This window comes from Pseudomonas sp. BP6, from assembly GCF_017875935.1.
Classification (GTDB): Bacteria; Pseudomonadota; Gammaproteobacteria; order Pseudomonadales; family Pseudomonadaceae; genus Aquipseudomonas; species Aquipseudomonas putida_Y.
The window spans coordinates 3,704,209-3,730,652 of the sequence record NZ_JAGINI010000001.1; the positions used below are offsets into that span (position 1 = coordinate 3,704,209).

At 62.8% G+C, this 26,444-nt stretch carries 26 protein-coding genes; 13 read left to right on the forward strand and 13 right to left on the reverse strand.

The window, feature by feature from the left end:
• Nucleotides 1-156: 156 nt before the first annotated feature.
• The 6 genes from J3A98_RS16785 to J3A98_RS16810 all read right to left on the reverse strand — a co-directional run bounded on the left by J3A98_RS16785 (nucleotide 157) and on the right by J3A98_RS16810 (nucleotide 6,653).
• On the reverse strand, nucleotides 157-1,575 hold the full coding sequence (locus tag J3A98_RS16785; RefSeq protein ID WP_209967409.1) for an amino acid permease: 1,419 nt from the start codon (nucleotides 1,573-1,575) through the stop codon (nucleotides 157-159).
• 639 nt (nucleotides 1,576-2,214) lie between these two features.
• Nucleotides 2,215-3,282, reverse strand: coding sequence for a 23S rRNA pseudouridine(2605) synthase RluB (gene rluB / locus J3A98_RS16790; protein WP_209967411.1), 1,068 nt, complete (start codon nucleotides 3,280-3,282; stop codon nucleotides 2,215-2,217).
• Between the two features lie 262 nt (nucleotides 3,283-3,544).
• Nucleotides 3,545-4,312 (reverse strand): SMC-Scp complex subunit ScpB, encoded by a 768-nt coding sequence (scpB, locus tag J3A98_RS16795; RefSeq protein WP_176685217.1) that lies wholly within the window; start codon nucleotides 4,310-4,312, stop codon nucleotides 3,545-3,547.
• Nucleotides 4,299-5,039, reverse strand: a complete 741-nt coding sequence (locus J3A98_RS16800; protein ID WP_162149596.1) for a ScpA family protein — start codon at nucleotides 5,037-5,039, stop codon at nucleotides 4,299-4,301. Before J3A98_RS16800 ends, scpB begins: the two co-directional genes overlap by 14 nt.
• 110 nt (nucleotides 5,040-5,149) lie before the next feature.
• The gene (locus J3A98_RS16805; protein WP_103444853.1) at nucleotides 5,150-5,779 is read right to left on the reverse strand and encodes an L-threonylcarbamoyladenylate synthase; all 630 of its coding nucleotides are present in this window, start codon (nucleotides 5,777-5,779) and stop codon (nucleotides 5,150-5,152) included.
• 13 nt (nucleotides 5,780-5,792) lie between these two features.
• On the reverse strand, nucleotides 5,793-6,653 hold the full coding sequence (locus J3A98_RS16810) for a PHP domain-containing protein (RefSeq protein WP_176685216.1): 861 nt from the start codon (nucleotides 6,651-6,653) through the stop codon (nucleotides 5,793-5,795).
• A gap of 67 nt (nucleotides 6,654-6,720) precedes the next feature.
• On the opposite strand from J3A98_RS16810, the gene J3A98_RS16815 reads away from it, so the two are divergent.
• From J3A98_RS16815 to J3A98_RS16835, 5 genes are all read left to right on the forward strand, one after another.
• Nucleotides 6,721-7,314: a septation protein A gene (locus J3A98_RS16815; protein ID WP_209967413.1), complete on the forward strand. Its 594-nt coding sequence runs from the start codon at nucleotides 6,721-6,723 to the stop codon at nucleotides 7,312-7,314.
• Between the two features lies 1 nt (nucleotide 7,315).
• Complete coding sequence (locus J3A98_RS16820) at nucleotides 7,316-7,615, forward strand: YciI family protein (RefSeq protein WP_003254549.1); 300 nt, start codon at nucleotides 7,316-7,318, stop codon at nucleotides 7,613-7,615.
• A gap of 788 nt (nucleotides 7,616-8,403) precedes the next feature.
• Nucleotides 8,404-9,081 (forward strand): response regulator transcription factor, encoded by a 678-nt coding sequence (locus tag J3A98_RS16825; RefSeq protein WP_209967416.1) that lies wholly within the window; start codon nucleotides 8,404-8,406, stop codon nucleotides 9,079-9,081.
• A 149-nt stretch (nucleotides 9,082-9,230) separates the two neighbouring features.
• A complete protein-coding gene (locus tag J3A98_RS16830; RefSeq protein WP_103444750.1) occupies nucleotides 9,231-9,647 on the forward strand; it encodes a Spy/CpxP family protein refolding chaperone in 417 nt (138 codons plus the stop codon).
• A gap of 58 nt (nucleotides 9,648-9,705) precedes the next feature.
• Nucleotides 9,706-11,046 carry a HAMP domain-containing sensor histidine kinase gene (locus J3A98_RS16835; RefSeq protein ID WP_209967418.1) on the forward strand — a complete coding sequence of 447 codons (1,341 nt, stop codon included), beginning with the start codon at nucleotides 9,706-9,708 and terminating at the stop codon, nucleotides 11,044-11,046.
• 129 nt (nucleotides 11,047-11,175) lie between these two features.
• On the opposite strand, the gene J3A98_RS16840 is transcribed toward J3A98_RS16835, so the two are convergent.
• Complete coding sequence (locus tag J3A98_RS16840) at nucleotides 11,176-11,733, reverse strand: NAD(P)H nitroreductase (protein ID WP_209967420.1); 558 nt, start codon at nucleotides 11,731-11,733, stop codon at nucleotides 11,176-11,178.
• Between the two features lie 102 nt (nucleotides 11,734-11,835).
• On the opposite strand from J3A98_RS16840, the gene J3A98_RS16845 reads away from it, so the two are divergent.
• On the forward strand, nucleotides 11,836-13,290 hold the full coding sequence (locus J3A98_RS16845; protein ID WP_021783436.1) for a TrkH family potassium uptake protein: 1,455 nt from the start codon (nucleotides 11,836-11,838) through the stop codon (nucleotides 13,288-13,290).
• On the opposite strand, the gene J3A98_RS16850 is transcribed toward J3A98_RS16845, so the two are convergent.
• Nucleotides 13,247-14,308 carry an AraC family transcriptional regulator gene (locus J3A98_RS16850; protein ID WP_209967422.1) on the reverse strand — a complete coding sequence of 354 codons (1,062 nt, stop codon included), beginning with the start codon at nucleotides 14,306-14,308 and terminating at the stop codon, nucleotides 13,247-13,249. The two genes, J3A98_RS16845 and J3A98_RS16850, sit on opposite strands and share 44 nt — an antisense overlap.
• A 153-nt stretch (nucleotides 14,309-14,461) precedes the next feature.
• Here J3A98_RS16850 and J3A98_RS16855 point away from each other — a divergent pair, with 153 nt between their 5' ends.
• Nucleotides 14,462-14,773 carry a DUF962 domain-containing protein gene (locus J3A98_RS16855; protein WP_014590083.1) on the forward strand — a complete coding sequence of 104 codons (312 nt, stop codon included), beginning with the start codon at nucleotides 14,462-14,464 and terminating at the stop codon, nucleotides 14,771-14,773.
• A 13-nt stretch (nucleotides 14,774-14,786) separates the two neighbouring features.
• Here the strand turns inward: J3A98_RS16855 and J3A98_RS16860 are convergent, their stop codons facing one another.
• Nucleotides 14,787-15,584 carry a UDP-2,3-diacylglucosamine diphosphatase gene (locus J3A98_RS16860; RefSeq protein ID WP_209967425.1) on the reverse strand — a complete coding sequence of 266 codons (798 nt, stop codon included), beginning with the start codon at nucleotides 15,582-15,584 and terminating at the stop codon, nucleotides 14,787-14,789.
• Nucleotides 15,585-15,711: 127 nt separating this feature from the next.
• Between J3A98_RS16860 and J3A98_RS16865 the strand changes: the two genes are divergently transcribed.
• Both J3A98_RS16865 and J3A98_RS16870 read left to right on the forward strand, forming a co-directional pair.
• Complete coding sequence (locus J3A98_RS16865) at nucleotides 15,712-16,479, forward strand: AraC family transcriptional regulator (protein WP_209967427.1); 768 nt, start codon at nucleotides 15,712-15,714, stop codon at nucleotides 16,477-16,479.
• 178 nt (nucleotides 16,480-16,657) lie between these two features.
• A complete protein-coding gene (locus J3A98_RS16870) occupies nucleotides 16,658-17,548 on the forward strand; it encodes an EamA family transporter (protein WP_209967429.1) in 891 nt (296 codons plus the stop codon).
• Here J3A98_RS16870 and J3A98_RS16875 read toward each other — a convergent pair whose 3' ends face one another.
• On the reverse strand, nucleotides 17,549-17,830 hold the full coding sequence (locus J3A98_RS16875; protein ID WP_043201632.1) for a SelT/SelW/SelH family protein: 282 nt from the start codon (nucleotides 17,828-17,830) through the stop codon (nucleotides 17,549-17,551).
• A 67-nt stretch (nucleotides 17,831-17,897) separates the two neighbouring features.
• Here J3A98_RS16875 and J3A98_RS16880 point away from each other — a divergent pair, with 67 nt between their 5' ends.
• Nucleotides 17,898-20,084 carry a patatin-like phospholipase family protein gene (locus J3A98_RS16880; protein ID WP_209967432.1) on the forward strand — a complete coding sequence of 729 codons (2,187 nt, stop codon included), beginning with the start codon at nucleotides 17,898-17,900 and terminating at the stop codon, nucleotides 20,082-20,084.
• A 32-nt stretch (nucleotides 20,085-20,116) separates the two neighbouring features.
• On the opposite strand, the gene J3A98_RS16885 is transcribed toward J3A98_RS16880, so the two are convergent.
• Nucleotides 20,117-20,554 carry a MarR family transcriptional regulator gene (locus J3A98_RS16885; protein ID WP_010955198.1) on the reverse strand — a complete coding sequence of 146 codons (438 nt, stop codon included), beginning with the start codon at nucleotides 20,552-20,554 and terminating at the stop codon, nucleotides 20,117-20,119.
• Between the two features lie 150 nt (nucleotides 20,555-20,704).
• Nucleotides 20,705-22,852 carry a DNA helicase RecQ gene (gene recQ, locus J3A98_RS16890; protein ID WP_176685206.1) on the reverse strand — a complete coding sequence of 716 codons (2,148 nt, stop codon included), beginning with the start codon at nucleotides 22,850-22,852 and terminating at the stop codon, nucleotides 20,705-20,707.
• Nucleotides 22,853-23,095: 243 nt separating this feature from the next.
• Between recQ and J3A98_RS16895 the strand changes: the two genes are divergently transcribed.
• From J3A98_RS16895 to J3A98_RS16905, 3 genes are all read left to right on the forward strand, one after another.
• Nucleotides 23,096-23,683, forward strand: coding sequence for a YecA family protein (locus J3A98_RS16895; RefSeq protein ID WP_010955200.1), 588 nt, complete (start codon nucleotides 23,096-23,098; stop codon nucleotides 23,681-23,683).
• Nucleotides 23,684-23,690: 7 nt separating this feature from the next.
• Nucleotides 23,691-24,056, forward strand: coding sequence for a YbaN family protein (locus tag J3A98_RS16900; protein WP_176685205.1), 366 nt, complete (start codon nucleotides 23,691-23,693; stop codon nucleotides 24,054-24,056).
• Between the two features lie 311 nt (nucleotides 24,057-24,367).
• Nucleotides 24,368-25,726 carry a TolC family outer membrane protein gene (locus J3A98_RS16905; RefSeq protein WP_176685204.1) on the forward strand — a complete coding sequence of 453 codons (1,359 nt, stop codon included), beginning with the start codon at nucleotides 24,368-24,370 and terminating at the stop codon, nucleotides 25,724-25,726.
• Nucleotides 25,727-25,788: 62 nt separating this feature from the next.
• Here the strand turns inward: J3A98_RS16905 and J3A98_RS16910 are convergent, their stop codons facing one another.
• Entirely contained in the window at nucleotides 25,789-26,388 is a 600-nt protein-coding gene (locus tag J3A98_RS16910; protein WP_209967434.1) for a DTW domain-containing protein, read from the reverse strand.
• Nucleotides 26,389-26,444: the final 56 nt, after the last annotated feature.

Genomic DNA, 26,444 nt, shown 5'->3' on the forward strand with positions numbered 1-26,444 from the left:
ATTCGCGGGTAAACCCGCTCCTACAAGGGTTACGCAAGCCTCAGGCATACCAGGTCGTTGTAGGAGCGGGTTCACCCGCGAACAGGCCCGCACAGGCAACAAAAAACCCGAAGCCAGTCACCTGACTCCGGGTTTTCGCCTACCACTTATGGCGCCTTACTTGGCGACAGTCTCAACAGCACCGCCCGCATTCACCTGGCGACGCGACTTGACCATGTACACCACCAACATCGCAAGCAGCCACACCGGGATCGCATACACCGACACCTGGATACCCGGGATCATCAGCATGATGCCCAGAATCAGCACCACGAAGGCCAGCACCACATAGTTGCCGTACGGGTACCACAGCGCCTTGAACAGCGGCTTCTGGCCGGTACGGTCGAGGTGCTGACGGAACTTCAGGTGCGAGTAGCTGATCATCGCCCAGTTGATCACCAGGGTGGCCACGACCAGCGACATCAGCAGTTCCAGCGCGTTTTGCGGCATCAGGTAGTTCAGCAGCACCGCGACGAAGGTCACGGCAGCCGACACCAGGATCGAACGCACTGGCACGCCACGCTTGTCGACCTTGGCCAGCGACGCCGGGGCATCGCCCTGCTCGGCCATACCCAGCAGCATGCGGGCGTTGCAGTATGTGCCGCTGTTGTACACCGATAGCGCCGCAGTCAGCACCACGAAGTTCAGCAGGTTGGCAGCCACGTCACTGCCCAGCAGCGAGAACACTTGCACGAACGGGCTGCTGCCATAGCTGCCACCCGAGGCGTCGATGCTGGCGACCAGGGTGTCCCACGGGGTCAGCGACAGCAGCACCACCAGGGCACCGACATAGAAGATCAGGATACGGTAGATGACCTGGTTGATCGCTTTGGGGATCACAGTCTTTGGCTTGTCCGCCTCGGCGGCGGTGAAGCCAAGCATTTCCAGGCCACCAAAGGAAAACATGATGAAAGCCAAGGCCATTACCAGCCCGCTGACGCCATTGGGGAAGAAGCCGCCGTGTGACCACAGGTTGGCCACGGTGGCTTCAGGGCCGCCGCTGCCGCTGGTCAGCAGGTAGGCACCCAGGCCGATCATGCTGACGATGGCGACCACTTTGATGATGGCGAACCAGAATTCGGCTTCACCGAAGAACTTCACGTTCATCAGGTTGATGGCGTTGATCAGCACGAAGAAGGCTGCCGCCGTGACCCAGGTGGGGATCTCCGGCCACCAGTAGTGGACATACTTACCGACCGCCGAAAGCTCCGACATACCCACCAGGATATACAGCACCCAGCAGTTCCAACCCGACAGGAAGCCGGCGAAACCACCCCAGTAGCTGTGGGCGAAATGGCTGAACGAGCCGGCCACCGGCTCTTCGACGATCATTTCACCCAGCTGGCGCATGATCATGAAGGCGATGAAGCCGCAGATGGCGTAGCCAAGGATCATCGACGGGCCGGCGGATTTCATCACGCCTGCCGAGCCAAGGAACAGGCCGGTACCAATCGCACCGCCGAGGGCGATCAACTGGATATGGCGGTTCTTCAGGCCCCGCTTTAGCTCGCCTGAATGCATGTTTTGTCCACTCATGAACGAAGTCACCTGCATTGTTTTTATCTGTGACGGAATCGGACCCACCGCGCTCGTGGCGCAGCGGAATGGGCAAGGTGGTTACCTTGGGTTTCTTGACCTCAGGTGCCGCCGGAGCGGGTCAACCAGGCGTGATCAAGAGTGCGCGGTACGCAAGAGAGTCACAGGTAAAACGCGGCGCACTGTATACCCCTGCAAACGCGCAGGCGTCAACGCGTTGCATCGTTTCCTCGGGAAAAAACGCAGCGTTCCTGTGGTACAGGCCTTCAAAGGCGGAGTGATCGGCGTACATGGCGCCTCCATTTGTTGTTTTGTCAGCCCGGCTCGGTGGGCGGGCTCCTGCACAAGGCAATGGCGGCTATAACACCGTGGGGACGGGGGTTTGGGCAAGGGTGGCTGGCGTCATGGCGACGGCTTTGGTGCATGAACGCCGGCAAGGTTTGTTTACACGATCGGGCTTGATCTGAAATGCGGACTGAAAACGGCCATATTTGTACAGATTTCTTTACAGGACGGTTCAAGAACTTGCCAGTCGTCCGGAAAATTCTTTTTGTTCAATATCTTGGGCCGCTTGGCCGGATTCTCGCAGGCATAAAAAACCAGCCCGAAGGCTGGTTCCTTGATTGTCACACTGGCTAATCAGCCACGCGGCTTGCCGCGACCACGGCCTGCCGGCTTGTCACCATCAGGCTTGCCCGGACGCTTGCGCATCTCGCTCGGGCGCTCAGCCACCGTGCTGCCACGGTTGGTTTTACGTGGAGCTTCTTCACGCGGCTGACGCGCCGGACGTTCGCCAGTGGCGGCACCTTCGTGTGCCGGGCGCAGGTTGCGCACGCGCTCGCCACGGCCCAGCGGACGGGTCGACTTGCGCTGCAGGCGCTCCATCTTGTCCTTGGCCTTGAGCTTCATGGCTGGCAGCGCGACCGGCTGCAGGCCGACTTCGGCGGCGAGGATGTCGATTTCGCCCTGGGTCATTTCGCGCCAGCGGCCCATCGGCAGGTCGGAATTGAGGAACACCGGGCCAAAACGCACACGCTTCAGGCGGCTGACTACCATGCCCTGGGATTCCCACAGGCGGCGCACCTCACGGTTACGTCCTTCCATCACCACGCAGTGGTACCAGTGGTTGAAGCCTTCGCCACCCGGGGCCTTCTGGATGTCGGTGAATTTGGCCGGGCCATCTTCCAGCATTACGCCGGCTTTCAGGCGCTCGATCATCTCGTCGTCGACTTCACCACGCACACGTACCGCGTACTCACGGTCCATCTCGTAGGACGGGTGCATCAGGCGGTTGGCCAGCTCACCGTCGGTGGTGAACAGCAGCAAGCCAGTGGTGTTGATGTCGAGGCGGCCGATGTTGATCCAGCGGCCTTCTTTCGGCCGTGGCAAACGGTCGAACACGGTCGGGCGGCCTTCCGGGTCGTCCCGGGTGCAGATTTCGCCGTCGGGCTTGTTGTACATGATCACCCGGCGGGTGGCCTCGGCGGCCTCCTCGCGCTTGATCAGCTTGCCGTCCACGGCAATGGCGTCGTGCAGGTCGACGCGCTGGCCAAGGGTGGCCTCGACGCCGTTGACCTTGATGCGACCCTGGCTGATCCAGGCCTCGACATCACGCCGCGAGCCCACGCCAATGCGCGCCAGCACTTTCTGCAGCTTTTCGCCGGATGGCGGGGTGATTTCGGTTTCTTTCAGGTCTTGCTCACTCATCTGGGCACCTCCCGGTGTAGGAATGAAAACAGGGTTCTGGCGACGAACGCGCCAAAAGGCCGCGCATCATACGCGGTTCATCAGGCGAACGCACTGGAGGGTAGAGGGTTTTGTTGGGCTGGGTATGATTTTCTGCCCAGTGGGCTTTGTGCTGGCCTCTTCACGGGCAAGCCGCCTACAGGTACACGCAATCTTCAGGAGCTGTGATCCCCCTGTGGGAGCGGGCTTGCCCGCGAAGAGGCCAGCGCAGGCCGCAGATCAATCAGGGCTGTGCCTTGTTCTCTTCCTCCACCGAAGGCTCAGGCTCTTCTCCCCGCAAATCATCAAAATCGGTTTTCAAACCGTCTTCCATGGCATCCAGCTCCACCAACAGGCTACGGAAGCTGGTCTCCTCTTTCGGCTCACCAACCTCCTCCTCCCCAAGGCTGGCATCCGCCAACGCCTGCAGGTGCGCAGGCACCGGCGCATCATCCGGGTCGAGTTGCGGCTCTGGTTCCATTTCGCGCAGCTCGGCCAATGCCGGCAGGTCCTCAAGGCTCTTGAGGTTGAAATGGTCGAGAAACGCTTTGGTGGTAGCGAACATCGCCGGCCGGCCGGGCACTTCGCGGTAGCCGACCACGCGAATCCACTCGCGCTCCATCATGGTCTTGATGATATTGCTGTTCACCGCAACGCCCCGCACGTCCTCGATTTCACCACGGGTGATCGGCTGGCGGTAGGCAATCAGGGCCAGCGTCTCAAGCAGCGCCCGCGAATAGCGCTGCGGGCGCTCTTCCCACAGGCGCCCGACCCAAGGGGCATACGCCTCGCGGATCTGCAGGCGATAGCCGCTGGCCACCTCCTTGAGCTCGAAGGCACGGCCATCGCACGACTTGCCCAGCACCTCCAGGGCCCGCCTGAACACCTTGGGCTCAGGGCGCTCGGCTTCCTCGAACAGCTCGTACAGGCGTTCCAGGGATTGCGGCTTGCCCGAAGCGAGCAAGAAGGCTTCGATCAGCGACGCCAGGTCGCGTGGTTCATTCAGGTTCATCGGGTTCTTCAACTGGCGCCGGGCGAAGCCGCACGTGAATGGCGGCGAAAGGTTCATTCTGCACAAGTTCGATCAGCGATTCCTTCACCAGTTCGAGAATGGCCATGAAGGTCACCACCACACCGAGCTTGCCCTCCTCGGCAGCAAACAGCGCGATGAACGGCACAAAGGCACCGCCCTTGAGGCGCTCCAGCACCTGGCTCATGCGCTCGCGGGTGGACAAGGTCTCACGGGTGATCTGATGGCTTTCGAACAGGTCGTTGCGGCGCATCACCTCAGCCATGGACACCAGCAGCTCTTCCAGGCTGACCTGAGGCAACAGCTTGCGTACCTTGGCCTGCGGCGCCTCCAGGCGCGGTACCACCACCTCGCGTCCGACCCGCGGCAACTCGTCGATGCCCTCGGCGGCGGCCTTGAAGCGCTCGTACTCCTGCAGGCGACGGATCAGCTCGGCGCGTGGGTCACCCTCCTCCTCCTCGACGTCGGCGGAGCGCGGCAGCAGCATGCGCGACTTGATCTCGGCAAGCATGGCAGCCATCACCAGGTATTCGGCGGCCAGCTCAAGGCGCACGCTTTTCATCAGCTCTACATAGCCCATGTACTGCCGGGTGATCTCGGCGACAGGGATGTCGAGAATGTCAATGTTCTGCTTGCGGATCAGGTACAGCAAAAGGTCCAGCGGGCCTTCGAAAGCTTCGAGGATGACTTCAAGGGCGTCCGGCGGGATGTACAAGTCCAGCGGCAGCTCGGTCAGGGCTTCGCCATAGACCAGCGCCAACTGCAGTTGCCGAGGCTCCTCGACCCGTTCGGCCGGCGCCTCAGGCGCTTCCAGCTGGCTCACGCGTTGACCAGGAATGGCGTGGGGTCGCCACAACCTTCGCGGATCAGTTCCGGTTCGTCGCCGGAGAGGTCGATGATGGTCGACGCCTTGAGGTCGCCGAACCCGCCATCGATCACCAGGTCGACATGGTGCTCCAGCCGTTCACGGATCTCGTAAGGGTCGGTCATCGGCTCGCTGTCACCCGGCAGGATCAGGCTTACGCTCATCAGTGGCTCGCCCAACTCGGCCAGCAAGGCCAAGGTGATGGCGTGGTCCGGCACACGCAGCCCGATGGTGCGACGCTTATCGTGCAACAGCAGGCGCGGCACTTCACGCGTGCCGTTGAGAATGAAGGTGTAAGGCCCCGGCACATGCGCCTTCAGCAAGCGGAAGGTGCCGGTATCGACCTTGGCATACAACCCCAGTTGCGACATGTCGCAGCACATCAGGGTGAAGTTGTGCGACTTGTCCAGCCCGCGCAGGCGCCGCACCCGCTCGATTGCCGATTTGTCGCCTATCTGGCAACCCAGCGCATAGGCCGAATCCGTCGGATACACCACCACGCCCCCCTTGCGGATGATCTCGACGGCCTGTTTTATCAGGCGCGCCTGTGGGTTCTCCGGATGAATCTGGAAAAATTGGCTCACGTAGTCGTCCTGTTCATAGCGCCAAAGGCTGTTCATGGCTGAATCGACGCCACAAAGGTGGCAGATCCTCGGGCAAAGGCCGATAGGCACCGATCTCGCCCCAGGTGCCGGGGCCGTGGAAGTCACTGCCAGCGCTTGCCAGCAGGCCGAACTCACGGGCAAGGATGGACATGGTGCCCACTTGCTCGGCAGGCATCATCCCGTTGACCACTTCAAGCGCCTGCCCTCCTGCCTGAATATAGTCGGCAATCAGCCGCCTGCGCTTGCTGCGGGTCAGGTCGTAGTGCATGGGGTGCGCCAGGCTCACCCAGGCGTTGGACTGCCTCAGCGTGGCAACGGTTTCGTCGAGCGTCGGCCAGTGCTGCTTGACGTCGCCCAGCTTGCCGGCGCCCAGCCACTTGCGAAACGCTTCGCCACGGTCCTTGACGTGGCCGGCACGCACCAGATATTCGGCAAAATGCGGCCGCGCCGGGGCGTTGCCGCTGTCACCCAGTTCGTGTTGCACGGCGCGCGCGCCTTCAAGCGTGCCGGGCATGCCCTTGGCCGCCAGCCGTTTGTCGATTTCTTCGGCACGCAGCCAGCGGCCGCGGTGCAACGCTTGGATTGCCGCCAGCAACGGCGGTGCGTCGAGCGGGAAGTCATAGCCCAGCACATGGATGGTCGCGCCGCCCCACGTGCAAGACAGCTCCACCCCGCTAACCCAGTGCATCCCCAGGTCAGCGCAGGCCTGGCGCGCTTCGGCCAGGCCCTCGAGGGTGTCATGGTCGGTCAGCGCCAGTGCTTGCACCCCGTGTTCATGGGCCCGGGCAACCAGTACGGAAGGCGACAGGGCGCCGTCGGAGGCCGTGCTGTGACAGTGCAGATCAACATTCATGGAGGAGCGCTTTCGCTGGAATCGATGTTTGTTATTATGCCGTCACATCCCGATTCTGGCTGCCATTGTGAAACAATTCATCGATTTCATCCCACTGCTGCTGTTCTTCATCGTCTACAAGCTCGACCCGCGCCCCATGGAAGTCGCCGGCCATCACTTCGAATTGGGCGGCATCTACAGCGCCACGGCCATGCTGATCATCAGCTCGCTGGTCGTTTACGGCGCTCTGTTCCTGCGCCAGCGCAAGCTGGAAAAGGGCCAGTGGCTGACGCTGATCGCCTGCCTGGTGTTCGGTGGCCTGACCCTGACCTTCCACAGCGAAACCTTCCTCAAATGGAAAGCGCCCGTCGTGAACTGGCTGTTTGCCCTGGGCTTTGCCGGCAGCCATCTCATCGGCGACCGGGTGCTGATCAAGCGCATCATGGGCCACGCCCTGACCCTGCCTGATGCCATCTGGACGCGCCTGAACCTGGCCTGGATCGCTTTCTTCCTGTTCTGCGGCGCGGCCAACCTGTTCGTCGCCTTCACCTTCCAGGACTTCTGGGTGGATTTCAAGGTGTTCGGCAGCCTGGGCATGACCGTGATTTTCCTGGTGGTGCAAGGCGTGTACCTGTCGCGCCACCTGCACGATGACCCTTCTACCTCCAAACCCAAGGATTGACATGCTCTACGCCATTATCGCCAGCGACGTCGCAAACTCCCTGGAAAAGCGCCTGGCTGCCCGCCCGGCGCACATCGAACGCCTGCAGCAGCTCAAGGCCGAAGGCCGCGTGGTGCTGGCGGGCCCGCACCCGGCCATCGACAGCAACGACCCGGGCGAAGCGGGTTTCAGCGGTAGCCTGATCGTTGCCGAATTCGAGTCGCTGGCAGCCGCGCAGACCTGGGCCGATGCCGACCCGTACATCGCTGCCGGCGTGTACGACAAGGTTGTGGTCAAGCCGTTCAAGCAAGTACTGCCTTGACCTGAGACGGCACGGCCCTTTTCGCTACAAGGTACCCACAAACCTTCGGACCTGTGCCATCGCCCGTAGGAGCGGGTTCACCCGCGAAGAGGCCGGGCCTGCTGGCCAATCTCCACCTACCGTTCACCGTTGCCGCCGCTACCGTATTCGCGGGTAAACCCGCTCCTACACAGATTTGGTGGTGGACACATCTCGGTGGTTGGACACAGACCGCTGTAGGAGCGGGTTCACCCGCGAAAGGGCCGGGCCTGCCGGCCAATCTCCACCCACCGTTCACCGTTGCCGCCGCTACCGTATTCGCGGGTAAACCCGCTCCTACACAGATTGGTGGTGGACACATCTCGGTGGTTGGACACAGACCCTTGTAGGAGCGGGTTCACCCGCGAAAGGGCCGGGCCTGCTGGCCAATCTCCACCCGCCGTTCACCGTTGACGCCGCTACCGTATTCGCGGGTAAACCCGCTCCTACACAGATTGGTGGTGGACACATCTCGGTGGTTGGACACAGACCCTTGTAGGAGCGGGTTCACCCGCGAAAGGGCCGGGCCTGCTGGCCAATCTCCACCCGCCGCTCACCGTTGCCGCCGCTACCGTATTCGCGGGTGAACCCACTCCTACACAGATTGGTGGTGGACACATCTCGGTGGTTGGACACAGACCCTTGTAGGCGCGGGTTCACCCGCGAAGAGGGCCACGCGGTACCAGCAGTTATACTCAGGTCATCAGTCTGCGGTATCTTTGCCAGTGGCGGACCGAATCACCGCCGTAAATGGTTGAATTGAGTGAGTCATGAGCGAGCTGTTACTGATTGATGATGACCAGGAACTGTGCGAGCTGCTCGGCAGCTGGCTGACCCAGGAAGGGTTTTCCGTGCGTGCCTGCCACGATGGCCAGAGCGCTCGCCAGGCCTTGGCCGAGCATGCGCCTGCTGCCGTGGTATTGGATGTGATGTTGCCCGACGGCAGCGGCCTGGAGCTTCTCAAGCAGTTGCGCAGCCAGCATGCCGAGCTGCCGGTGCTGATGCTGTCAGCCCGCGGCGAGCCGCTGGACCGCATTCTCGGCCTGGAACTGGGCGCCGACGATTACCTGGCAAAACCCTGCGACCCGCGTGAGCTCACTGCCCGCCTGCGCGCGGTACTGCGCCGCAGCCACCCCACCGCCACGACCAGCCAGATGGAATTGGGTGACCTGGTCTACAGCCCTGCGCGGGGTGTGGCCAGCATCGATGGCCGCGAAATGACCCTGACCCTGTCCGAAAGCCGTATTCTTGAAGCGCTGCTGCGTCAGCCCGGCGAGCCGCTGGACAAACAGGAACTGGCGCAGATCGGCCTGGGCCGCAAGCTGACCCTGTACGACCGCAGCCTGGACATGCATGTCAGCAACCTTCGCAAGAAGATCGGCCCACACGCCGATGGCCGTCCACGCATCGTGGCGCTGCGTAGCCGTGGCTATTACTACTGCCTGTAAAGCTGCGCGCCTCATTCGCGGTACAAGGCCGCGCCTGCACGGGCCACTCATCTTTACTTTGCCTTTACCATCCCCTGACTGCGCTTGACGGTGATCTCCCTAGACTGTGCTCATCCGGTAATCACCGGCCCATGTAAAGGAGAGACACCATGCGCAAGACCCTTATCGCCCTGATGTTCGCTGCCGCTCTGCCGACCGTTGCCATGGCCATGCCTGACGGCGGCCCGCGCCACGACGGCCCGCATCATCGCGGTGATGCGCCTTTCCACCAACTGGACCTGAGCCGCGAGCAGCGCCAGCAGATCGGCAAGCTGATGGGCGAGCAGATGCAGCAGCGCCGCGACATCACCGAGCGCTACCTGTCCAAGCTGCCGGCCGCCGACCAGAAGGCCATGAAGGACGAGCTGAAAGCCAGCCGCGACAAGACCGACAGCGCGGTGCGCAACCTGCTCAAGCCTGACCAGCAGAAGAAGTTCGATGAACTGCAAAAGGAACGCGCCGCCAAGAAAGCCGAGTGGCAGGAGTTCAAGGCCTGGAAAGCTGAAAAAGGCGCCAAGGCCCAGTAAGCTGTCCGCCCCGTGCCCGGCCCGCATCACTGCGGGCCGGGCTTTTCCCGTTTAGGAGGTGCACTTGCGTTCACTGTTCTGGCGCATCCTGGCCAGTTTCTGGCTGGCCATCACCCTGGTCGCAGGCCTGTCGATCCTGCTCGGGCACATGCTCAACCAGGACGCCTGGATCCTCAGCCGCCACCCGGGCCTGAATACCTTGGCCAGCAAGTGGGCCAAGCACTACGAGCGGGAAGGACTGGATGCGGCACAGCACTTTCTGGAACGACGCAAGAACCGCTACAAGATCGACGTGCAGGTGCTGGACGACAGCGGTGAGGCCTTGGTGCCCGGTACCTTCCCACGCCGTGCGGCAGCCCTCGAAGCGCGCCAGCACAATGACCAGCGGCGCTTGCCATGGCGCCGGCTGACCGAGGAATACACCAGCCCCGACACCGGCGAAACCTACTTGCTGATCTACCGCATCCCCCACCCGGCGCTGGATGCCTGGCACCGCGAGAGCCTGCTGTGGCCGCTCAGCGCACTGGGCATTGCCTTGGTCGTGCTGACCCTGTTCAGCCTGCTGGTGACGCTGTCCATCACCCGCCCGCTAAGCCGCCTGCGCAGCGCCGTACACGACCTGGGCCAGACCACCTATCAGCAGAACAGCCTGGCACGGCTGGCAGCGCGGCGCGACGAGTTTGGCGTGCTGGCCAAGGACTTCAACAAGATGGGCGCACGCCTGCAAAGCACCATTGGCAGCCAGCGCCAGCTGCTACGCGATGTATCCCACGAACTGCGCTCGCCGCTGGCCAGGCTGCGTATCGCCCTGGCCTTGGCCGAACGCGCCGAGCCTGAGCAGCGGCAAGCGCTGTGGCCGCGCCTGACCCGCGAATGCGACCGTCTGGAAGACCTGATCAGCGAAATCCTTGCCCTGGCCCGAGTGGATGCCGAACAGGCTCATGCCGAACCAGTCGACATCAATGCCTTGCTCGGCAGCGTACGCAAGGACGCCCTGTTGAGCGCGCCGGAGCAGGACGTGCGCCTGGAGGCGCAGCCGGGGTTGAGCTTGCAGGGTTGGCCAACGCTGATAGAGCGGGCCGTGGACAACCTGCTGCGCAATGCCCTGCGCTTCAACCCGGCCGGCCAGCCGATCGAGGTCAGCGCCGCACGTGAGCAGGACCGTATCGTGATCAGCGTACGTGACCATGGGCCTGGGGCGGCAGCGGAGCACCTGGCGCAACTGGGCGAGCCGTTCTTCCGCGCGCCGGGGCAGGCAGCGCCGGGGCATGGCCTGGGGCTGGCGATTGCACGCAAGGCAGCGGAGCGCCATGGCGGTAGCCTGGTGCTGGAAAATCATCCACAGGGTGGGTTTGTGGCCAGGCTGGAGTTGCCCTTGGCTGAAGCAGCAGGCAGTTGATGGGTGTAACGGCGCCTGGCCTCTTCGCGGGTAAACCCGCTCCTACAGGGGATGTAGATGCCGTTGCAGGAGCGGGTTTACCCGCGAAGAGGCCGGAAGCCTTGATACATCAATCAGTCCAAGGCAGCCTTACTCACCCCAGCCACTGACGAAATCGGCAGTTTCCAGCACCGGCGCCGTCCGCGGCTCGGTCAGCGGCGTGCCGACGTACAGGTAGCCGATCAGCTCCTCGTTCTCGGCCAACCCCAACCCCTTGTGCACATGGGCATCGAAGGCCATGTCACCGGTACGCCACACCGCGCCGATCCCCTGCGCATGCGCAGCAATCAGAATGCCGTGCGCTGCACAGCCTGCGGCCAGACGCTGCTCGGACTTGGGCACCTTGAAGTGGTCCTGCAACCTGGCCACCACCACGATCAACAATGGCGCCCGCAGCGGCATGGCACGGGCCTTGTCCATTGCCGCCTGGCTGGCATCGCCCTTGTGCTGCAAGGCTTCGGCGAACAGCTCGCCGAGCTTCTCGCGGCCCTGGCCTTCAATGGTAAGAAAACGCCACGGCCGCAGCTGGCCGTGGTCCGGGGCGCGCAGGGCAGCCTGGAACAGCGCCTCACGCTGGGCGGCATTGGGCGCCGGGTCGGTCAGGCGTGGCACGGAAACACGGTTGAGCAATGCGTCGAGAGCCTCCATCGGCTACCCTCCTGGCAGTTGAATGTGCGGCCATTCTAGCGTTTACATCACCGGACCCATAGGTAGAATGGCGCCCTTCCGTTTCGAGTCTGAGCAGATCACATGGCGTTGCCGACCTTAAGGATTATTGGTTTCATCATCGGCATCTTCCTGATTACGCTGGCCGTGAGCATGGCCGTGCCCATGGCGACCCTGGTGATCTTCGAGCGCACCGGCGACATGCCGTCGTTTCTCTGGTCGAGCCTGATCACCTTCATCGCCGGCTTGGCCCTGGTGGTGCAGGGGCGCCCGGAGCATGTACACCTGCGCCCGCGCGACATGTACCTGCTGACCGTCAGCAGTTGGCTGGTGGTGTGCGTGTTCGCCGCGCTACCGTTCCTGCTGACCCAGCACATCAGCTACACAGACGCCTTCTTCGAAAGCATGTCAGGCATCACCGCCACCGGCGCCACCGTGCTCAGCGGGCTCGATAACATGTCGCCGGGCATCCTGATGTGGCGTTCGATGCTGCACTGGCTCGGCGGTATCGGCTTCATCGCCATGGCGGTGGCGATCCTGCCGCTGCTGCGCATCGGCGGCATGCGCCTGTTCCAGACCGAATCGTCCGACCGCTCGGAAAAGGTCATGCCGCGGTCGCACATGGTCGCCAAGTCGATCGTGGGGGTTTACGTCGGCTTCTCGATACTGGGCGCGCTGGCCTTCTGGTGGGCGGGCATGAGCCCGTTCGATGCAATCAACCACGCCATGTCGGCTATCTCTACCGGCGGTTTCTCCACCTCCGACCAGTCATTGGCGAAATGGGATATCCCGGCCGTGCACTGGGTTGCGGTGGTGGTGATGATCATGGGCAGCCTGCCGTTCACCCTTTACGTAGCTACCCTGCGTGGCAACCGCAAGGCGCTGATCCGCGACCAGCAGGTGCAAGGTTTGCTGGGCATGCTGGTGGCCACCTGGCTGGTGTTGGGCACCTGGTATTGGTACAGCACCGATCTGCACTGGCTCGATGCCTTGCGCCATGTAGCGCTGAACGTGACCTCAGTGGTCACCACCACCGGCTTCTCCCTGGGTGACTACAGCCTGTGGGGCAACTTCTCGCTGATGCTGTTCTTCTACTTGGGCTTCGTTGGCGGCTGCTCCGGCTCGACCGCAGGCGGTATCAAGATTTTCCGCTTCCAGGTGGCCTACATCCTGCTGAAGGCCAGCCTCAACCAGCTGATTCACCCGCGCGCGGTGATCAAGCAGAAATACAACGGCCATCGCCTCGATGAAGACATCGTGCGTTCGATCCTGACGTTCTCGTTCTTCTTCGCCATCACCATCTGTGTCATGGCGCTGCTGCTGTCGCTGCTGGGCGTGGACTGGATGACCGCGCTGACCGGCGCCGCGGGCACGGTTTCGGGTGTAGGCCCGGGCCTGGGCGAAGTGATCGGCCCGTCGGGCAACTACGCCACGCTGCCTGACGCGGCCAAATGGATTCTGGCGACCGGCATGCTGCTGGGTCGCCTGGAAATCATCACGGTGCTGGTGTTGTGCATGCCGGCGTTCTGGCGTCACTGAGCGCTTCGCCTTCCGTGCCCAGGCGTGCGCGGTACTCGCTGGGCGTGGCATCGAACCAACGACGGAACGCCCGATAGAAGTTGCTGGGGTCGGCAAAGCCCAGCAGGTAGGCGGTTTCCAGCAAGGTCATGCCCGGCTGGGCCAGGTACTGTTCGGCCAGCTCGCGGCGGGTGTCGTCAAGCAAGGTCTGGAAGCTGGTGCCTTCCTCCTGCAGCCGCCGTTGCAAGGTGCGCTGCGACAGGTGCAGGGCCTGGGCCAGGGTTTCGCGCTTGGGCTCACCCTGCGGCAGGATGCGGCACAACACCTGGCGCACGCGGTGGCTGACCCGGCTTTCGGAAAAGCGTGCCAGGTACTCGCCGGCAAACCGGTCGTGCAGCACCGCCATGGCCTCGTTGGCGGTCGGCAGCGGCGCCTCCATGTCGGCCCGCTCGAACACCAGCGCATCATGCGGGGCACCGAATACCAGCGGCGAATGGAACGCCACCTTGTAAGGCTCGACATTCTTCGGCTGCGGCCCCTGCACCAGTACCCGCCGCGGCTGTACCGGCCGGCCACTGAGCCATTTGCACAGCGCCAGCGCACAGGCCAGCGACGCTTCGGCGCTGTGCCGGGTCGGCGGCAGGTGGTCGCCATGCACGGTCAGAATCAGCGAATAGCCCTCGGCGCCAAGGACGAAACTGAGGTCGGAGCTTTCGGCGATGATGCGCTGGTAGCGCACCAGGCGCTCGAAGCCCTCGGCCAGGGTGCGGCTTGACATCAACGCATAGCCCACCACATGGAACGACGCCGGGCGGACCACCCGTGCCATGTTCAGGCCGATGGCCTCATTGCCCGACAGCTCCACCGCCAGTTGCCAGAGGCGGGTCATGGAATCTTGAGGGAAACGTGCATCAGGGTCATCGAGGGCGGCAAAGTCCAGCCCCAACTGCTTGAACATGGCTCTGCAATCCAGCCCTTCCAGTTCAAGTGCCTTCACGATCCCTGATGCCCAACTGGCTGACGTTGTTCTTTCGCTCATGACAGGCTTCTTTTACCGACCGCTCCTGCGGTGAACCCCAAGGATACTCATTTGGCGCCTATTGTCACTGGTAGGCCCCGTCAGTCACTCTAGACTCGAATCAGGCTCCACGCCGTGTATCTTGTCCAGAAGTATTAATCCCGGAGCACTGCCATGAACAGCAAAGCGCAGTTTCGCAGTTTTGCCGAGTTCTATCCGTACTATCTTGGGGAGCACAGCAACCCCACCTGCCGCCGTCTGCACTTCGTCGGCACCAGCCTGGTGATAGCGCTGCTGGCCTACACCATTGGCAGTGGCAAATGGTTGCTGCTGCTGGCCGTGCCGGTGTTCGGCTATGGCTTTGCCTGGGTCGGGCATTTCTTTTTTGAGAAAAACCGGCCAGCGACCTTCACCTATCCGCTTTACAGCCTGGCCGGGGATTTCGTGATGTTCCGGGATATCCTGCTGGGCAAGCTCAGGCTGTAAGCATCTGAGGCCCTTAAGCCGGCTCGCGCAACGCCGCCGCTGCCTGTGCCTCAGCCAGCCGATACAGTTCGACACTGCCGTCCCAATGCTCGATCAGTGCCGTGCACGATTCCACCCAGTCCCCGCAATTGAGGTAGTCCACCTCACCCACCTTGCGGATTTCAGCATGATGGATATGCCCGCACACCACCCCATGAAAACCACGGCGGGTGCACTCGTGGGCAATGGCATTCTCGAAGTCACTGATGAAGTTCACCGCCCCTTTCACCTTGTGCTTCAGGTACGCAGACAGCGACCAGTAACCATAGCCATACCGCGCACGCCAGTGGTTGAGCCAGCGGTTGAGCACCAAGGTGAATTCGTAGGCGCGGTCACCCAGAAACGCCAGCCAGCGGTGGTAACGGGTAATCACATCGAACTGATCGCCATGGACAACCAGCAGACGGCGGCCATCGGCTGTCAGGTGCTCGGCCTCGTCCACCAGCTGAATGTTGCCCAGAATCAGCTTTGAGTAGCGGCGCAGGAATTCGTCGTGGTTGCCGGTGACGTAGATCACCTCGGTGCCGCGCTTGCTCATGGTCAACAGCCGGCGGATCACGTTGGTGTGAGCTTGCGGCCAGTAGATCCCGCCGCGCAGTTTCCAGCCATCGATGATATCGCCCACCAGGTAGACACGGTCAGCCTGGTAGCCCTTGAGAAATTGCGACAGGTGTTCGGCCTGGCAGTCGCGGGTACCCAGGTGCACGTCGGAGATCCATAGGGTACGCACGCGTTGCTTGCGCGAGGGGCGGGACAGTTCGGCATGGGTCATGGGCAGGCTCCGGCGCAGTTTGCTGGAGACTGGCAGGCGTACATGACAGCGCCATGGCAAAACAGTGACGAGTGATGGCGTGCAGGGATTGAGGCACAATGGGCGCCCGCCCTGCGAGGAAGCCCCCATGACCGCCGGCCCGATCCTCTCGCTGCGCCATTACCGCGACAGCCTGATCGCCCACAGCCACGAACACCCGCAACTGGTGTTCGGCCTGCGCGGCCGCCTGGAGTTCGAGGTCCAGGGGCATGGCGCCGGGATCGATCGGCAGGGGCTGGTGGTGGTCCCGGCGGGTGCTCATCACACGTGCGCCAGCGATGCCGGCAGTGATTGCCTGGTGCTTGATGTGCCTGGGGAGCCTTGGCTGCACGAGCACCTGGGTGAGCATGCCGATGCCAGCCGCCGCCTGCTCGACCGCCCCGTCGCCGTATGCCTGGATGAGCGCCAGCAGCAACTGGTGGACTGGCTGGCGAGCAGCCCCGTGCACGACCCGTTGATCGCCAGGCAAGGCGCGGCACTGCTGCTGGCCAGCCTCAACGCCACGGCGGCAGCCAGCGTGCACACCAGCCAGCGCCTGCCCTACGCAGCCTTCGATGCGCATATCGAACAGCATGCTGCCTACCCGCTGCAGGTTGCCGACCTGGCGCGCATCGCCGGGCTGTCCATTGCCCGACTGCATGCGCGCTTTACCGCAGAGTGCGGGATGACTCCGATGGACTACATTCGCCAGCGGCGTTTGCTCAAGGCGCGGCGGCTAATCGTGCAGACCGTGCTGCCGATGGGCGAAATTGCGGCGCAGGTGGGGTATAGCTCGCAAAGTGCCTTTTCAGCGGCGATGCTGCGGGCGTTCGGGTGTACACCGTTGGCTTTGCGACGAGAGCCTGGCGATAACTGACAGCAGTCTTGCGACAGAATGTGTTTGCCTGAGGCTTTACACTTTGCCTTTACCGGCCCTTTCGCGGGTAAACCCGCTCCTACAGGATTTCCGCAGCCCTGAAGGTTGTGCACAACCTGAGCGGGTTTACCCGCGAAAGGGCCGGCACTGCCTGTAGAGATCTTCATCAAGGACTACCATGAACCACCGCACCGCCCTCGGCGCACTGCACATTGGCGCGCTGTTCTTCGGCCTTACCGGCGTCTTCGGCAAACTGGCTGCCAGCGCCAACCCGGCGATCATCGTCTTCGGTCGCGCTGCCTTCGCCGTACTCGCCCTGGCCCTGTTCGTCAGCCTGGCCGGCCCGGGCTGGCAACGCCTGAACAGCCAGGACGCGCGCCGCCTGTTGCTCGGCGGCGTGCTGCTGGCCGGCCACTGGGTCAGCTTCTTCATCGCCGTCAAAGTGGGCGGCGTGGCCATCGCCACCCTCGGCTTCGCCAGCTTCCCGGCCTTTACGGTGATCCTCGAAAGCCTGCTGTTCCGCGAGCGAATCCGCCGTAACGAAGCGGTATTGGTCGTGCTGGTCAGCATCGGCCTGATACTGGTCACGCCGGCATTCGATCTGGCCAGCGAAGCCACCGGCGGCCTACTCTGGGCACTGCTCTCGGGCCTGCTGTTCTCGCTACTGTCACTGACCAACCGGGCCGGCTCCGGCCGTTTGCCTGCGGTACAGGCAGCCCTGTGGCAGAACCTGGTGGTGGGCCTGTGCCTGCTGCCGTTCGCCGCCCCCGGCCTGGCCGACGTTGCGCCCCTGGACTGGCTGTGGATCGCCCTGCTCGGCATCTTCTGCACGGGAGTGGCGCACAGCCTGTTCGTTGCCAGCCTGGCGGTGATCAAGGCGCGCACCGCCGCCGTCGTGTTCGGCATGGAGCCGGTCTACGGCATTGCCGTGGCCTGGGCAGTATTCGCCGAGACCCCGACCGTGCGCATGCTGCTGGGCGGCGCGCTGATCATCTTCGCCATCGTGCTGTCCAGCCGCTTGGCTGCCGAGCAACCGCCCAGGCAGCGACAACTGACCGAGGGCGCCTGATCAGCGGTCGTTGTGACCAAGATCACGCTGCGGGTCGATCTGGTCGCGCACCCGCTGCTTCAGTACCTTCGCTTCGGGGAAACCACCGTCGGCCTTGCGCTCCCAGATCTGCACGCCATTGCAGGTGATGCGGAAGATACCCCCGGTACCCGGCTCCAGCGCTACCCGGCCAAGGTCGTCGGCAAAGGTGCTGAGCAGTTCCTGAGCCAGCCAGGCAGCACGCAAAAGCCACTGGCACTGGGTGCAATAGGTGATGACGATTTCCGGCTTGTTGTCAGCCATGGTGAAACATCTCCAGGTAAAGGGCCGCTTATACTAGCGGTCTTTAGCCCACGGTTTGAGACTCACGATGCGCCGTTTGCTGCTCTGTTTTCTGCTTCTCATTACCTCCCTTACGGCAATCGCTGCGGAACCCGCCAGGCCCAAGGTCGGCCTGGTATTGTCTGGCGGTGCAGCCCGTGGCCTGGCCCACATTGGCGTACTCAAGGCGCTGGAAGAACAGGGTGTGCGCATTGACGCCATCGCCGGCACCAGCATGGGCGCGGTGGTCGGCGGCCTGTACGCCTCGGGCTACAGTGTCGAAGAGCTGGAAAAACTCGCTACCACCCTTGACTGGCAACAGGCGCTCTCCGATGCCCCGCCGCGCGAGGATGTACCGTTCCGACGCAAGCAGGATGACCGCGACTTCCTGGTCAAGCAGAAGCTCAGCTTTCGCGACGATGGCAGCCTGGGCCTGCCGCTGGGTGTGATTCAGGGCCAGAACTTGTCACTGCTGCTGGAAAGCAAACTGGCGCATACCGCCGACACCCGCGACTTCGACAAGCTGCCCATCCCCTTCCGTGCCGTGGCCACTGACATCGCCAGTGGCGAAAAAGTCGTTTTCCGCCGCGGCCACCTGCCCCAGGTAATCCGCGCCAGCATGTCGATCCCCGCCGTGTTCGCCCCGGTCGAACTGGACGGTCGCCTGCTGGTGGACGGCGGCATGGTCGACAACATTCCGGTGGATGTGGCCCGCGACATGGGCGTGGACCTGGCGATCGTGGTCGACATCGGCACCCCGCTGCGCGATCGCAAGCAATTGCTGACGGTGGTCGACGTGCTGAATCAGTCGATCACCTTGATGACCCGGCGCAACTCCGAAGAACAGCTGGCCAGCCTGCACCGCGACGACATCCTCATCCAGCCATCGCTCACCGCCTTCGGCGTGACAGATTTCGGCCGTGCCCGCGACATGATCGACGCCGGTTACCGCGCCACCCGCCTGCTTGACCCGCGCCTGGCCGCCCTGCACCAGCTCGAGGGCGACGCCAGCCTGGCCGTGGCCCGCTCGCCGCACCAGCGCACGCCGGTAATCACCGCAATCCGGATCGAAAACGACTCCAAGGTCAGCGATGATGTGATCCGCTCGTACATCCGCCAGCCGATCGACGCACCGCTGGAACTGGACCGCCTGCAGACCGACATGGGTACGCTGTATGGCCTGGACTACTTCGACAGGGTGCAGTACCGCGTCGTGCACAAGGGCAACGACCACACCCTGGTAATCAACGCCCGTGGCAGACGCGGCGGCACCGACTACCTGCGCCTGGGCCTGAACCTGTCCGATGACCTGCGTGGCGACAGCGCTTTCAACCTGGGCGCCAGCTACCGGGTCAACGGCATCAACAGCCTTGGCGCCGAATGGCTGACCCGCGGCCAGATCGGCGACCAGCAAGAGCTGTACAGTGAATTCTACCAACCCCTGGATGTGGGCTCACGCTACTTCATCGCGCCGTACCTGGACCTGGGCTCGCAGAACATCGAAGCGACCCTGGACAACGACCCCGTCGCCGAGTATCGCCTGGAGCGCTACGGCTTTGGCCTGAATGTAGGCCGGCAGATCGGCAACAGCGGTGAAGTGCGCCTGGGCGCGGGCAAGGCCTGGGGCGAAGCCGAAGTGCGCATCGGCGACCAGGACTTGCCCAAAGTCAGTTTCAACGAAGGTTTCTACGAACTGAAGTACTCGTTCGACACCCTCGATAACGTGTACTTCCCGCACCATGGCGAGGACATCAGCCTGACCTTGCGCAAATACGACAAGTCGCTGGACTCCGACCAGGATTACCGGCAGTGGCTGTTTAACCTGGACAAGGCCATCAGCAGCGGGCCGAACACGTTCGTGCTGGGTGGGGGCTACGGGCGCACGCTGGACGATACCGAAGTGGTGACGTCGAGCTTTGTGATAGGCGGGGCGCGACAGCTGTCAGGCTTCCGCCAGGACTCGGTATCGGGGCAGAACGTAAGCCTGTTGCGCATGGTCTATTACCGCCGGCTGACGCCGCGGGCCTATGTGCCGCTGGACTTCCCGTTATACATCGGCGGTTCGCTGGAGCGTGGGCGGGCATGGAACAACGACAACGAGTTCGACAGTGGGTACATCAATGCGGCGAGCATCTTCCTGGGGTTGGAGACGCCTCTAGGGCCGCTGAACTTCAGCTATGGCGCCAACAGTGCACATGAACAAGCGGTGTACCTGAACCTTGGGCACACCTTCTGAGGCTTGCACTGCACCTGAATCGATGGGCGGGCTCAGGACTTTTCGAGGTTGGCCAGGATCTTGGCATGCACGCGCATACAGACCTGCAAGTCAGCCTCGTCCACGCCGGTAAACAGCTCGACCCGCAGCTGGTTGGCGATGGTCTCGATCTGATCGATCAACGGCTTGGCCGGCGGGCACAGCACAATCTTCTTCGCCCGCCGATCCTCCAGCACCGCCTGACGACGCACCAGCCCTTGCGCTTCCAGGCTGTCAAGCAGACGCGCCAGGGTCGGGCCTTCAACGCCTACGCTCTGGGCCAGCTCACGCTGGGTCGGGGCTTCCTCGAAGCGAGCCAGGTGCAGCAACACCAGCCAGCGCGCCTGGGACAGGTTGAGCCCGGCCAGGCGGCGGTCCAGCTCGGCACGCCAACCTCGGGACATCTGGGCCAGTTGCATGCCAAAGCGGTGTTGGTTGTCGTTCAGGGGCATAAGGAGCTCATTGAGTAGATCTAATTATTAGGCAGCTAACCATGCCCTGCCCCACGAGGCAAGGCTCGGCCACGCCTGCTCGGTCGAAAATCGTCAAAAAGCATGACAAAGGTCAGCAGATGGCGCTTCTGCCTTCGATCCTGCCTGTGCTCACAATTCGAATTCCGCCGCCAGTGCTGCCCGCACGCAATAAAGTACGCCCTCCGGTACCCGCGCCCCGAACTGGGGGGCAATGGCCGACACCGGTGGCAGTTCACCTTCGCCATCAAGAAAGGCGTCCTGTACCTCCATCATCAGGTCTTCCGGCAGGTCGATGGCCTGGTCAAGACTCAGCTCCTGGCGGCCCAACGCCTCGGCCAACAGGCTATACACGTTCTTCTCGCTGCAATTGAGCTGCCCGGCGATCTGCGCCGGGGTCATGCCGGCACGGGCCAGGCTGACCAGTTCGTGGCGCAGGTCGAGCACCACTTTCGGTGCCTCGTCGGTGCCTCCGCTGTTGTTCAGCACTTCGAGGAACGCCTGGCCGTAGCGCTCCAGCTTGCGCGCCCCCACACCGCTGACCTGGGCCATGTCGCTGAGGCTGACCGGCTGGCTACGCAACATCTCCAGCAGTGTCGAGTCAGGGAAGATGACGTAGGGTGGCACACTGTGTTCTTCGGCCAGCTTGCGGCGCAGGGTGCGCAGTGCTTCCCACAGATCGCGCTCTTCGGCACGCACCAGCTGGCTGGCAGGGCTGCCGCCACCGGACGACGAGGTTTTGGCCGTGGTCTGCGGTTTGAGGTCACGGCGCAGTTGCAAGGTCACCTCGCCGCGCAGCAGCGGCCGGCAGCTGTCGGACAGGCGCAGGCCGCCGTAGCCTTCCAGGTCGATATCGACCAGCCCGCGCGCCACCAACTGACGGAACAGCGAGCGCCACTCGACCTCGGCCAGACCTTTGCCAACGCCAAATACCGACAGCTTCTCGTGGCCGAAATTGCGCACCTTCTCGGTGTCCTTGCCCAACAGCACATCGACCAGGTGGCCAACACCATAGCGCTGGCCGGTGCGGAACACCGCCGACAGCGCCTGGCGGGCCGGCTCGGTGGCGTCCCAGGTCTGGATGTTGTCGACACAGTTGTCGCAATGCCCGCACGGTTGTTCGAGGGTCTCGTCGAAGTAGGCCAGCAGCGACTGGCGGCGGCAGCGGGTTTCTTCGCACAGCGCCAGCATGGCATCCAGCTTGTGCTGCTCGATGCGCTTGTGGCGCTCGTCGCCTTCGGAGTTCTGCAGCATCTGCTTGAGCATCACCATGTCCTGCAGCCCGTAGGCCATCCAGGCATCGGAGGGCAGGCCGTCACGGCCGGCACGGCCGGTTTCCTGGTAGTAGGCCTCAAGCGATTTGGGCAGGTCGAGGTGGGCAACGAAGCGCACGTTGGGTTTGTCGATACCCATGCCGAAAGCAATGGTAGCGACCATGATCAGCCCTTCCTCGTTCAGGAAGCGATGCTGGTTGGCCGCCCGCGTCTCGGCGGCCAGGCCGGCGTGATACGGCAGCGCGGGGAAACCCTGACTACAGAGGAAGGCGGCGGTTTCGTCGACCTTCTTGCGCGACAGGCAGTAGACGATGCCAGCGTTGCCACGGCGCTCGCCGAGAAAGGCCATCAACTGCTTGCGCGGTGCCTCCTTGGGCACGATGCGGTAGAAGATGTTGGGCCGGTCGAAACTCGACAGGAAGCGCTCGGCGCCTTGCAGGTGCAGGCGCTGGACAATCTCCTCGCGGGTCCGCATGTCGGCCGTGGCGGTAAGCGCAATGCGCGGAACATGCGGGAACAGTTCGGCCAGCTGGCCCAGTTGCAGGTACTCGGGGCGGAAATCGTGACCCCATTGCGATACGCAGTGGGCCTCGTCAATGGCGAACAGCGAGATGTCCAGATCGCGCAGGAAGTCGAGCATGCGCGGCTGCACCAGACGTTCCGGCGCCAGGTACAGCATCTTGACTTCACCACGGCGCAGGCGCCCGGCCAGCTCACGCTGCTGCTCTGCCGTCAGGGTAGAGTTCAGGGCGGCCGCAGACACACCCAGCTCGTCAAGGGTGGCGACCTGGTCGTCCATCAGCGCGATCAGTGGCGATACCACCACCGTCAGGCCCGGGCGCAGCAGCCCCGGCACCTGGAAGCACAGCGACTTGCCACCACCGGTGGGCATCAGCACCAAGGCATCGCCGCCATTGGCCACGCATTCGATGATCGCTGCCTGGCGCCCACGGAAACTGTCGTAGCCGAAGATGTCCTTGAGAACGCGCTGAGCCTGTTCGAGCATGTGCAACTCCAAATCGCCGTACCATCCTGGATAAAGGCTGGACGAAAAACCCGCCCCGCACACGCCAAATGCGTAAGCGGTTTTTGCCAGGCAGCCGGCAAAACCTGCCCCTGGATGAAAAATCGCGGAGTATACCGCAGCACCGCCCTGCACAGGCACCACGGCGATAGACGTTCCCTTTGCCCCGCTGCCGCTGCAAGGTGCTAGAATTCGTTATCGTTTATTCCCCAAGGTAGCCCTGTAATGTCCTTCGCCGAGCAACTGACCCGCCTGCAAGCCTTCCTCGACGCCGACGAGCTGCACGAAGAAGCGCTGGACTACGTCGCCGCACATGGCTACCTCACTGCTCTTTCGATCAACGCCGAGGACGTGCCCGAGCGCGAGTGGATCGACGCTCTGTTCGCCGAAGAGCCGCACTATGCCAGCGAAGCCCAGCGCACCGAAATCGAGGCCACCCTGGTGGCGCTCAAGGCGCACATTGCCCGCCAGTTGGCCAGCGACGAAGAATTCGACCTGCCATGCGACCTCGACCTGACCGATGAGCCGGACGATTCCGACCTGCGCGGCTGGTGCATCGGCTTCATGGAAGGCGTGTTCCTGCGGGAAGAGGCGTGGTTCGAGAACGCCGAAGAAGAGGTCAGCGAGATGCTGCTGCCGATCATGGTGGGTTCGGGGTTGTTTGACGAGCAACCAGAGTTCGCCGACATCGCCAGCAACGCCAACCTGCAGGATGACATGATCGTGCAGATCCCCGAGGCACTGAGTGCACTGTTCCTGCTGCTGCACGCCCCTGACGAAAAACCGGCGCTGCTCAAGCCACGCCACCACTGAGCAAGCTGTGCGCTACCTGCTGCTGGCCACGGGCTGGCTCAGCGTCGCGCTGGGGGTGCTGGGGATATTCCTGCCGGTATTGCCCACCACCCCATTCCTGCTTTTGGCGGCGGCCTGCTTTGCCCGCAGCTCGCCGCGCTTCCATCACTGGCTGGTCCATCATCCCAAGCTGGGGCCATGGATCCGTGACTACCTCAGTGGTGAAGGCATCCCCCTCAAGGGCAAGGTCTACGCCATCGGCCTGATGTGGGCCAGCATTGGCCTGTCGTGCTATCTGGTGCCGCTGTTCTGGGCGCGCACCTTCATGCTGACCAGTGCCACATTGGTCACCCTGTACATTCTCAGCCTGAAAACCCTGCACAAGCCAAAGTGACAATATTTTGTCGCCAAATATCGCTTTCGCCTAATCAACACCCTCTTTATCCGAATTAGTTCTGGAACTGCGCATAGCCCTTGTATCCATTGGTTTTCAAGGCATTCTTCGTGTCCATTCCGTGCGCTTGAATGCACACTTATTAGACAATAAAGATCTTTTATGGCAATTTGATATGAATAAATCTTCTTACCTATCGCGTTGAATGTACTTAGCTGTGTTGTTAAAAACCTGCAACACTATACGCGATAAGTTTATCGTCATTTTTTTGGCGAGCAGCAGGATCAATTCCAGGATCAGGGAGATGTACCATGCGCGTTTTGAACCCCATCACCAGTGCTTTATTGTTGGCCCTGGCGAGTGCCAACGTACAGGCGATGTCGATTACCGAGGCTGTCCAAAGCGCCGTGGACTACCACCCACAAGTCAGCTCCAACCGTAACAGCAAGCTGTCGGCCGATGAAGACGTGAAGTTCGCGCGTGGTGGCTACTACCCTTCCGTGGACCTGGTTGCCGGCTACGGCCGCCAGCGCTCGGACAACGCCACTACCCGCGCTGCGGGTAATCACAACAAGGAAACCCTCAACTACACCCAGTCCGAGCTGCGTCTGCGGCAGATGATCTTCGACGGCTTCAACACCGCGAATGAAGTGGGCCGCACCGAGGCGGTCTCTACCTCCCGCGCCTATTACACCCAGGCCGTTGCCCAGGATGTCGCACTGCGTGCAGTCGAGGTCTACCTGGAGGTGCTCAAACGCCGTGAACTGGTGACCCTGGCCAAGAACAACCTGCAAGCTCACCTGCGCGTCAACGACCAGATTGGCCTGCGCAACGAGCGCGGCGTCGGCAGCACCGCCGACCTCGACCAGTCCCGCGCCCGTCGCGCCCTGGCAGAAAACAACCTGGACACCGCCGAAGTCGACCTGGCCGATGCCGAGGCCAACTTCTTCAGTGTGATCGGCCGTGCCCCGGACGAGCTGGAAAGCCCGCAGACCATCAAGAGCGAGGTGCCAGGCACCCTCGAAGAAGCCCGCGATGGCATGCGTCAGAACAACCCGTACATCAAGTCTGCCCAGGCTGACGTCAACGCCGCCGAGAAGCAGTACGAAGTGGGCAAGTCGACTTTCTACCCACGCTTCGACGCCATTCTGGCAACCGGTGCCAACAACAACACCGGCGGCGAAAAAGGCCACAACAACAACGACTGGCAAGCTGGCGTGGAGATGAACTACAACCTGTTCCGCGGGGGCAGCGACAAGGCTCGTCTGCAGTCGGACGCGCACAAGATCAACCAGGCACTGGACATTCGCAACAACGCCCTGCGTGAGTTGACCGAGAACCTGAGCCTGGCGTGGAATGCCATGAACAACGCCAGCAAGCAGCTGCCGACCGCGCGCGAATACGCCGAGACCACCAAACGTGTGCGTGCGGCCTACCAGGACCAGTTCGGCCTGGGTCAGCGCACCCTGCTGGACGTACTCGACAGTGAGAACGAGCTGTACAACGCCGACCGCCGCTACACCGAGGTGCGTTATACCGAAGAGTTCTCGCGCTACCGCGTACTGGCGACCATGGGTGAATTGCTGAGCAAACAGCATATTTCGCTGCCGCCAGAGGCGCTGGCGACTACCGAAGTACGCACCGAGGCACGTCTGCCTGAGATGCGTTGAGCGGATTTGAGGTAGCGGGGCCGCTTTGTGCTGCGAATGGGCCGCAAAGCAGCCCCCAACCCTCACCCGCGGCCATGATTACGCTGAAACGTCTCTACACCCATGGCCCTGATCTGCCCCTCGATCAACGCCTCGAACGGCGCTAACAGTGCATCGAAGCAGGCCGGTTGCTCCAGCGTGTTCAATGCCCCGACCACCGCCTCGATCGTCGACACTGCACCCGCCTCCGGCGCTTTGCGCAACCGATAGCGTGAAGCGGCCACCTGCCCCAGCGTCACCCGTGGCAGCCTCCCCAGCAACGGGTTCAGGTACAGCAGCTTGCGCGCCTTGCGCCAGGTGCCGTCGGGTACGATCAGCAGCAAAGGTTTGTCGCCCGCCTCGCCATACGCTGTCAGCACCTGAGCATCATCACCAGGGAACAACAGCACCGGGTGGTATCCGGGGGTGGCGAGCAGGTCATGCAGGTCATCGAACACCTCTCCAATACGCAGTTCGGCATTTTTCAGGCCAAGGGCAGCCAGGCGCGCCGTGTTCAGGGCGTGGGCAGTTTCACTGGGGTGCTGCAGCAGGATCACACGGGTGCGGCTGTCGAGCGCGGGGATCAGTGGGCATAGGCAATGGTCGAGCGGGCGCTGGCAGCGCTCGCAGCGGGGTCTGGGCATGGCGGTCTCCTTGGCGGGGACAGTTTGCCACATAACCGGGGCCCGCTTAGCGGGCC

Excerpts from the sequence above, each read along its gene's own strand:
- J3A98_RS16820 (WP_003254549.1), top strand. The coding sequence starts at position 7,316 with ATGCTCTACGCCATTATCGCCAGCGACGTCGCAAACTCCCTGGAAAAG.
- J3A98_RS16810 (WP_176685216.1), bottom strand. The coding sequence starts at position 6,653 with ATGAATGTTGATCTGCACTGTCACAGCACGGCCTCCGACGGCGCCCTG.
- scpB (WP_176685217.1), bottom strand. The coding sequence starts at position 4,312 with ATGAACCTGAATGAACCACGCGACCTGGCGTCGCTGATCGAAGCCTTC.
- J3A98_RS16840 (WP_209967420.1), bottom strand. The coding sequence starts at position 11,733 with ATGGAGGCTCTCGACGCATTGCTCAACCGTGTTTCCGTGCCACGCCTG.
- J3A98_RS16860 (WP_209967425.1), bottom strand. The coding sequence starts at position 15,584 with ATGACCCATGCCGAACTGTCCCGCCCCTCGCGCAAGCAACGCGTGCGT.
- J3A98_RS16910 (WP_209967434.1), bottom strand. The coding sequence starts at position 26,388 with ATGCCCAGACCCCGCTGCGAGCGCTGCCAGCGCCCGCTCGACCATTGC.
- J3A98_RS16895 (WP_010955200.1), top strand. The coding sequence starts at position 23,096 with ATGTCCTTCGCCGAGCAACTGACCCGCCTGCAAGCCTTCCTCGACGCC.
- rluB (WP_209967411.1), bottom strand. The coding sequence starts at position 3,282 with ATGAGTGAGCAAGACCTGAAAGAAACCGAAATCACCCCGCCATCCGGC.
- J3A98_RS16845 (WP_021783436.1), top strand. The coding sequence starts at position 11,836 with ATGGCGTTGCCGACCTTAAGGATTATTGGTTTCATCATCGGCATCTTC.
- J3A98_RS16905 (WP_176685204.1), top strand. The coding sequence starts at position 24,368 with ATGCGCGTTTTGAACCCCATCACCAGTGCTTTATTGTTGGCCCTGGCG.
- J3A98_RS16870 (WP_209967429.1), top strand. The coding sequence starts at position 16,658 with ATGAACCACCGCACCGCCCTCGGCGCACTGCACATTGGCGCGCTGTTC.
- J3A98_RS16880 (WP_209967432.1), top strand. The coding sequence starts at position 17,898 with ATGCGCCGTTTGCTGCTCTGTTTTCTGCTTCTCATTACCTCCCTTACG.
- J3A98_RS16830 (WP_103444750.1), top strand. The coding sequence starts at position 9,231 with ATGCGCAAGACCCTTATCGCCCTGATGTTCGCTGCCGCTCTGCCGACC.
- J3A98_RS16785 (WP_209967409.1), bottom strand. The coding sequence starts at position 1,575 with ATGAGTGGACAAAACATGCATTCAGGCGAGCTAAAGCGGGGCCTGAAG.
- J3A98_RS16825 (WP_209967416.1), top strand. The coding sequence starts at position 8,404 with ATGAGCGAGCTGTTACTGATTGATGATGACCAGGAACTGTGCGAGCTG.
- J3A98_RS16865 (WP_209967427.1), top strand. The coding sequence starts at position 15,712 with ATGACCGCCGGCCCGATCCTCTCGCTGCGCCATTACCGCGACAGCCTG.
- J3A98_RS16885 (WP_010955198.1), bottom strand. The coding sequence starts at position 20,554 with ATGCCCCTGAACGACAACCAACACCGCTTTGGCATGCAACTGGCCCAG.
- J3A98_RS16875 (WP_043201632.1), bottom strand. The coding sequence starts at position 17,830 with ATGGCTGACAACAAGCCGGAAATCGTCATCACCTATTGCACCCAGTGC.
- J3A98_RS16855 (WP_014590083.1), top strand. The coding sequence starts at position 14,462 with ATGAACAGCAAAGCGCAGTTTCGCAGTTTTGCCGAGTTCTATCCGTAC.
- J3A98_RS16850 (WP_209967422.1), bottom strand. The coding sequence starts at position 14,308 with ATGAGCGAAAGAACAACGTCAGCCAGTTGGGCATCAGGGATCGTGAAG.
- recQ (WP_176685206.1), bottom strand. The coding sequence starts at position 22,852 with ATGCTCGAACAGGCTCAGCGCGTTCTCAAGGACATCTTCGGCTACGAC.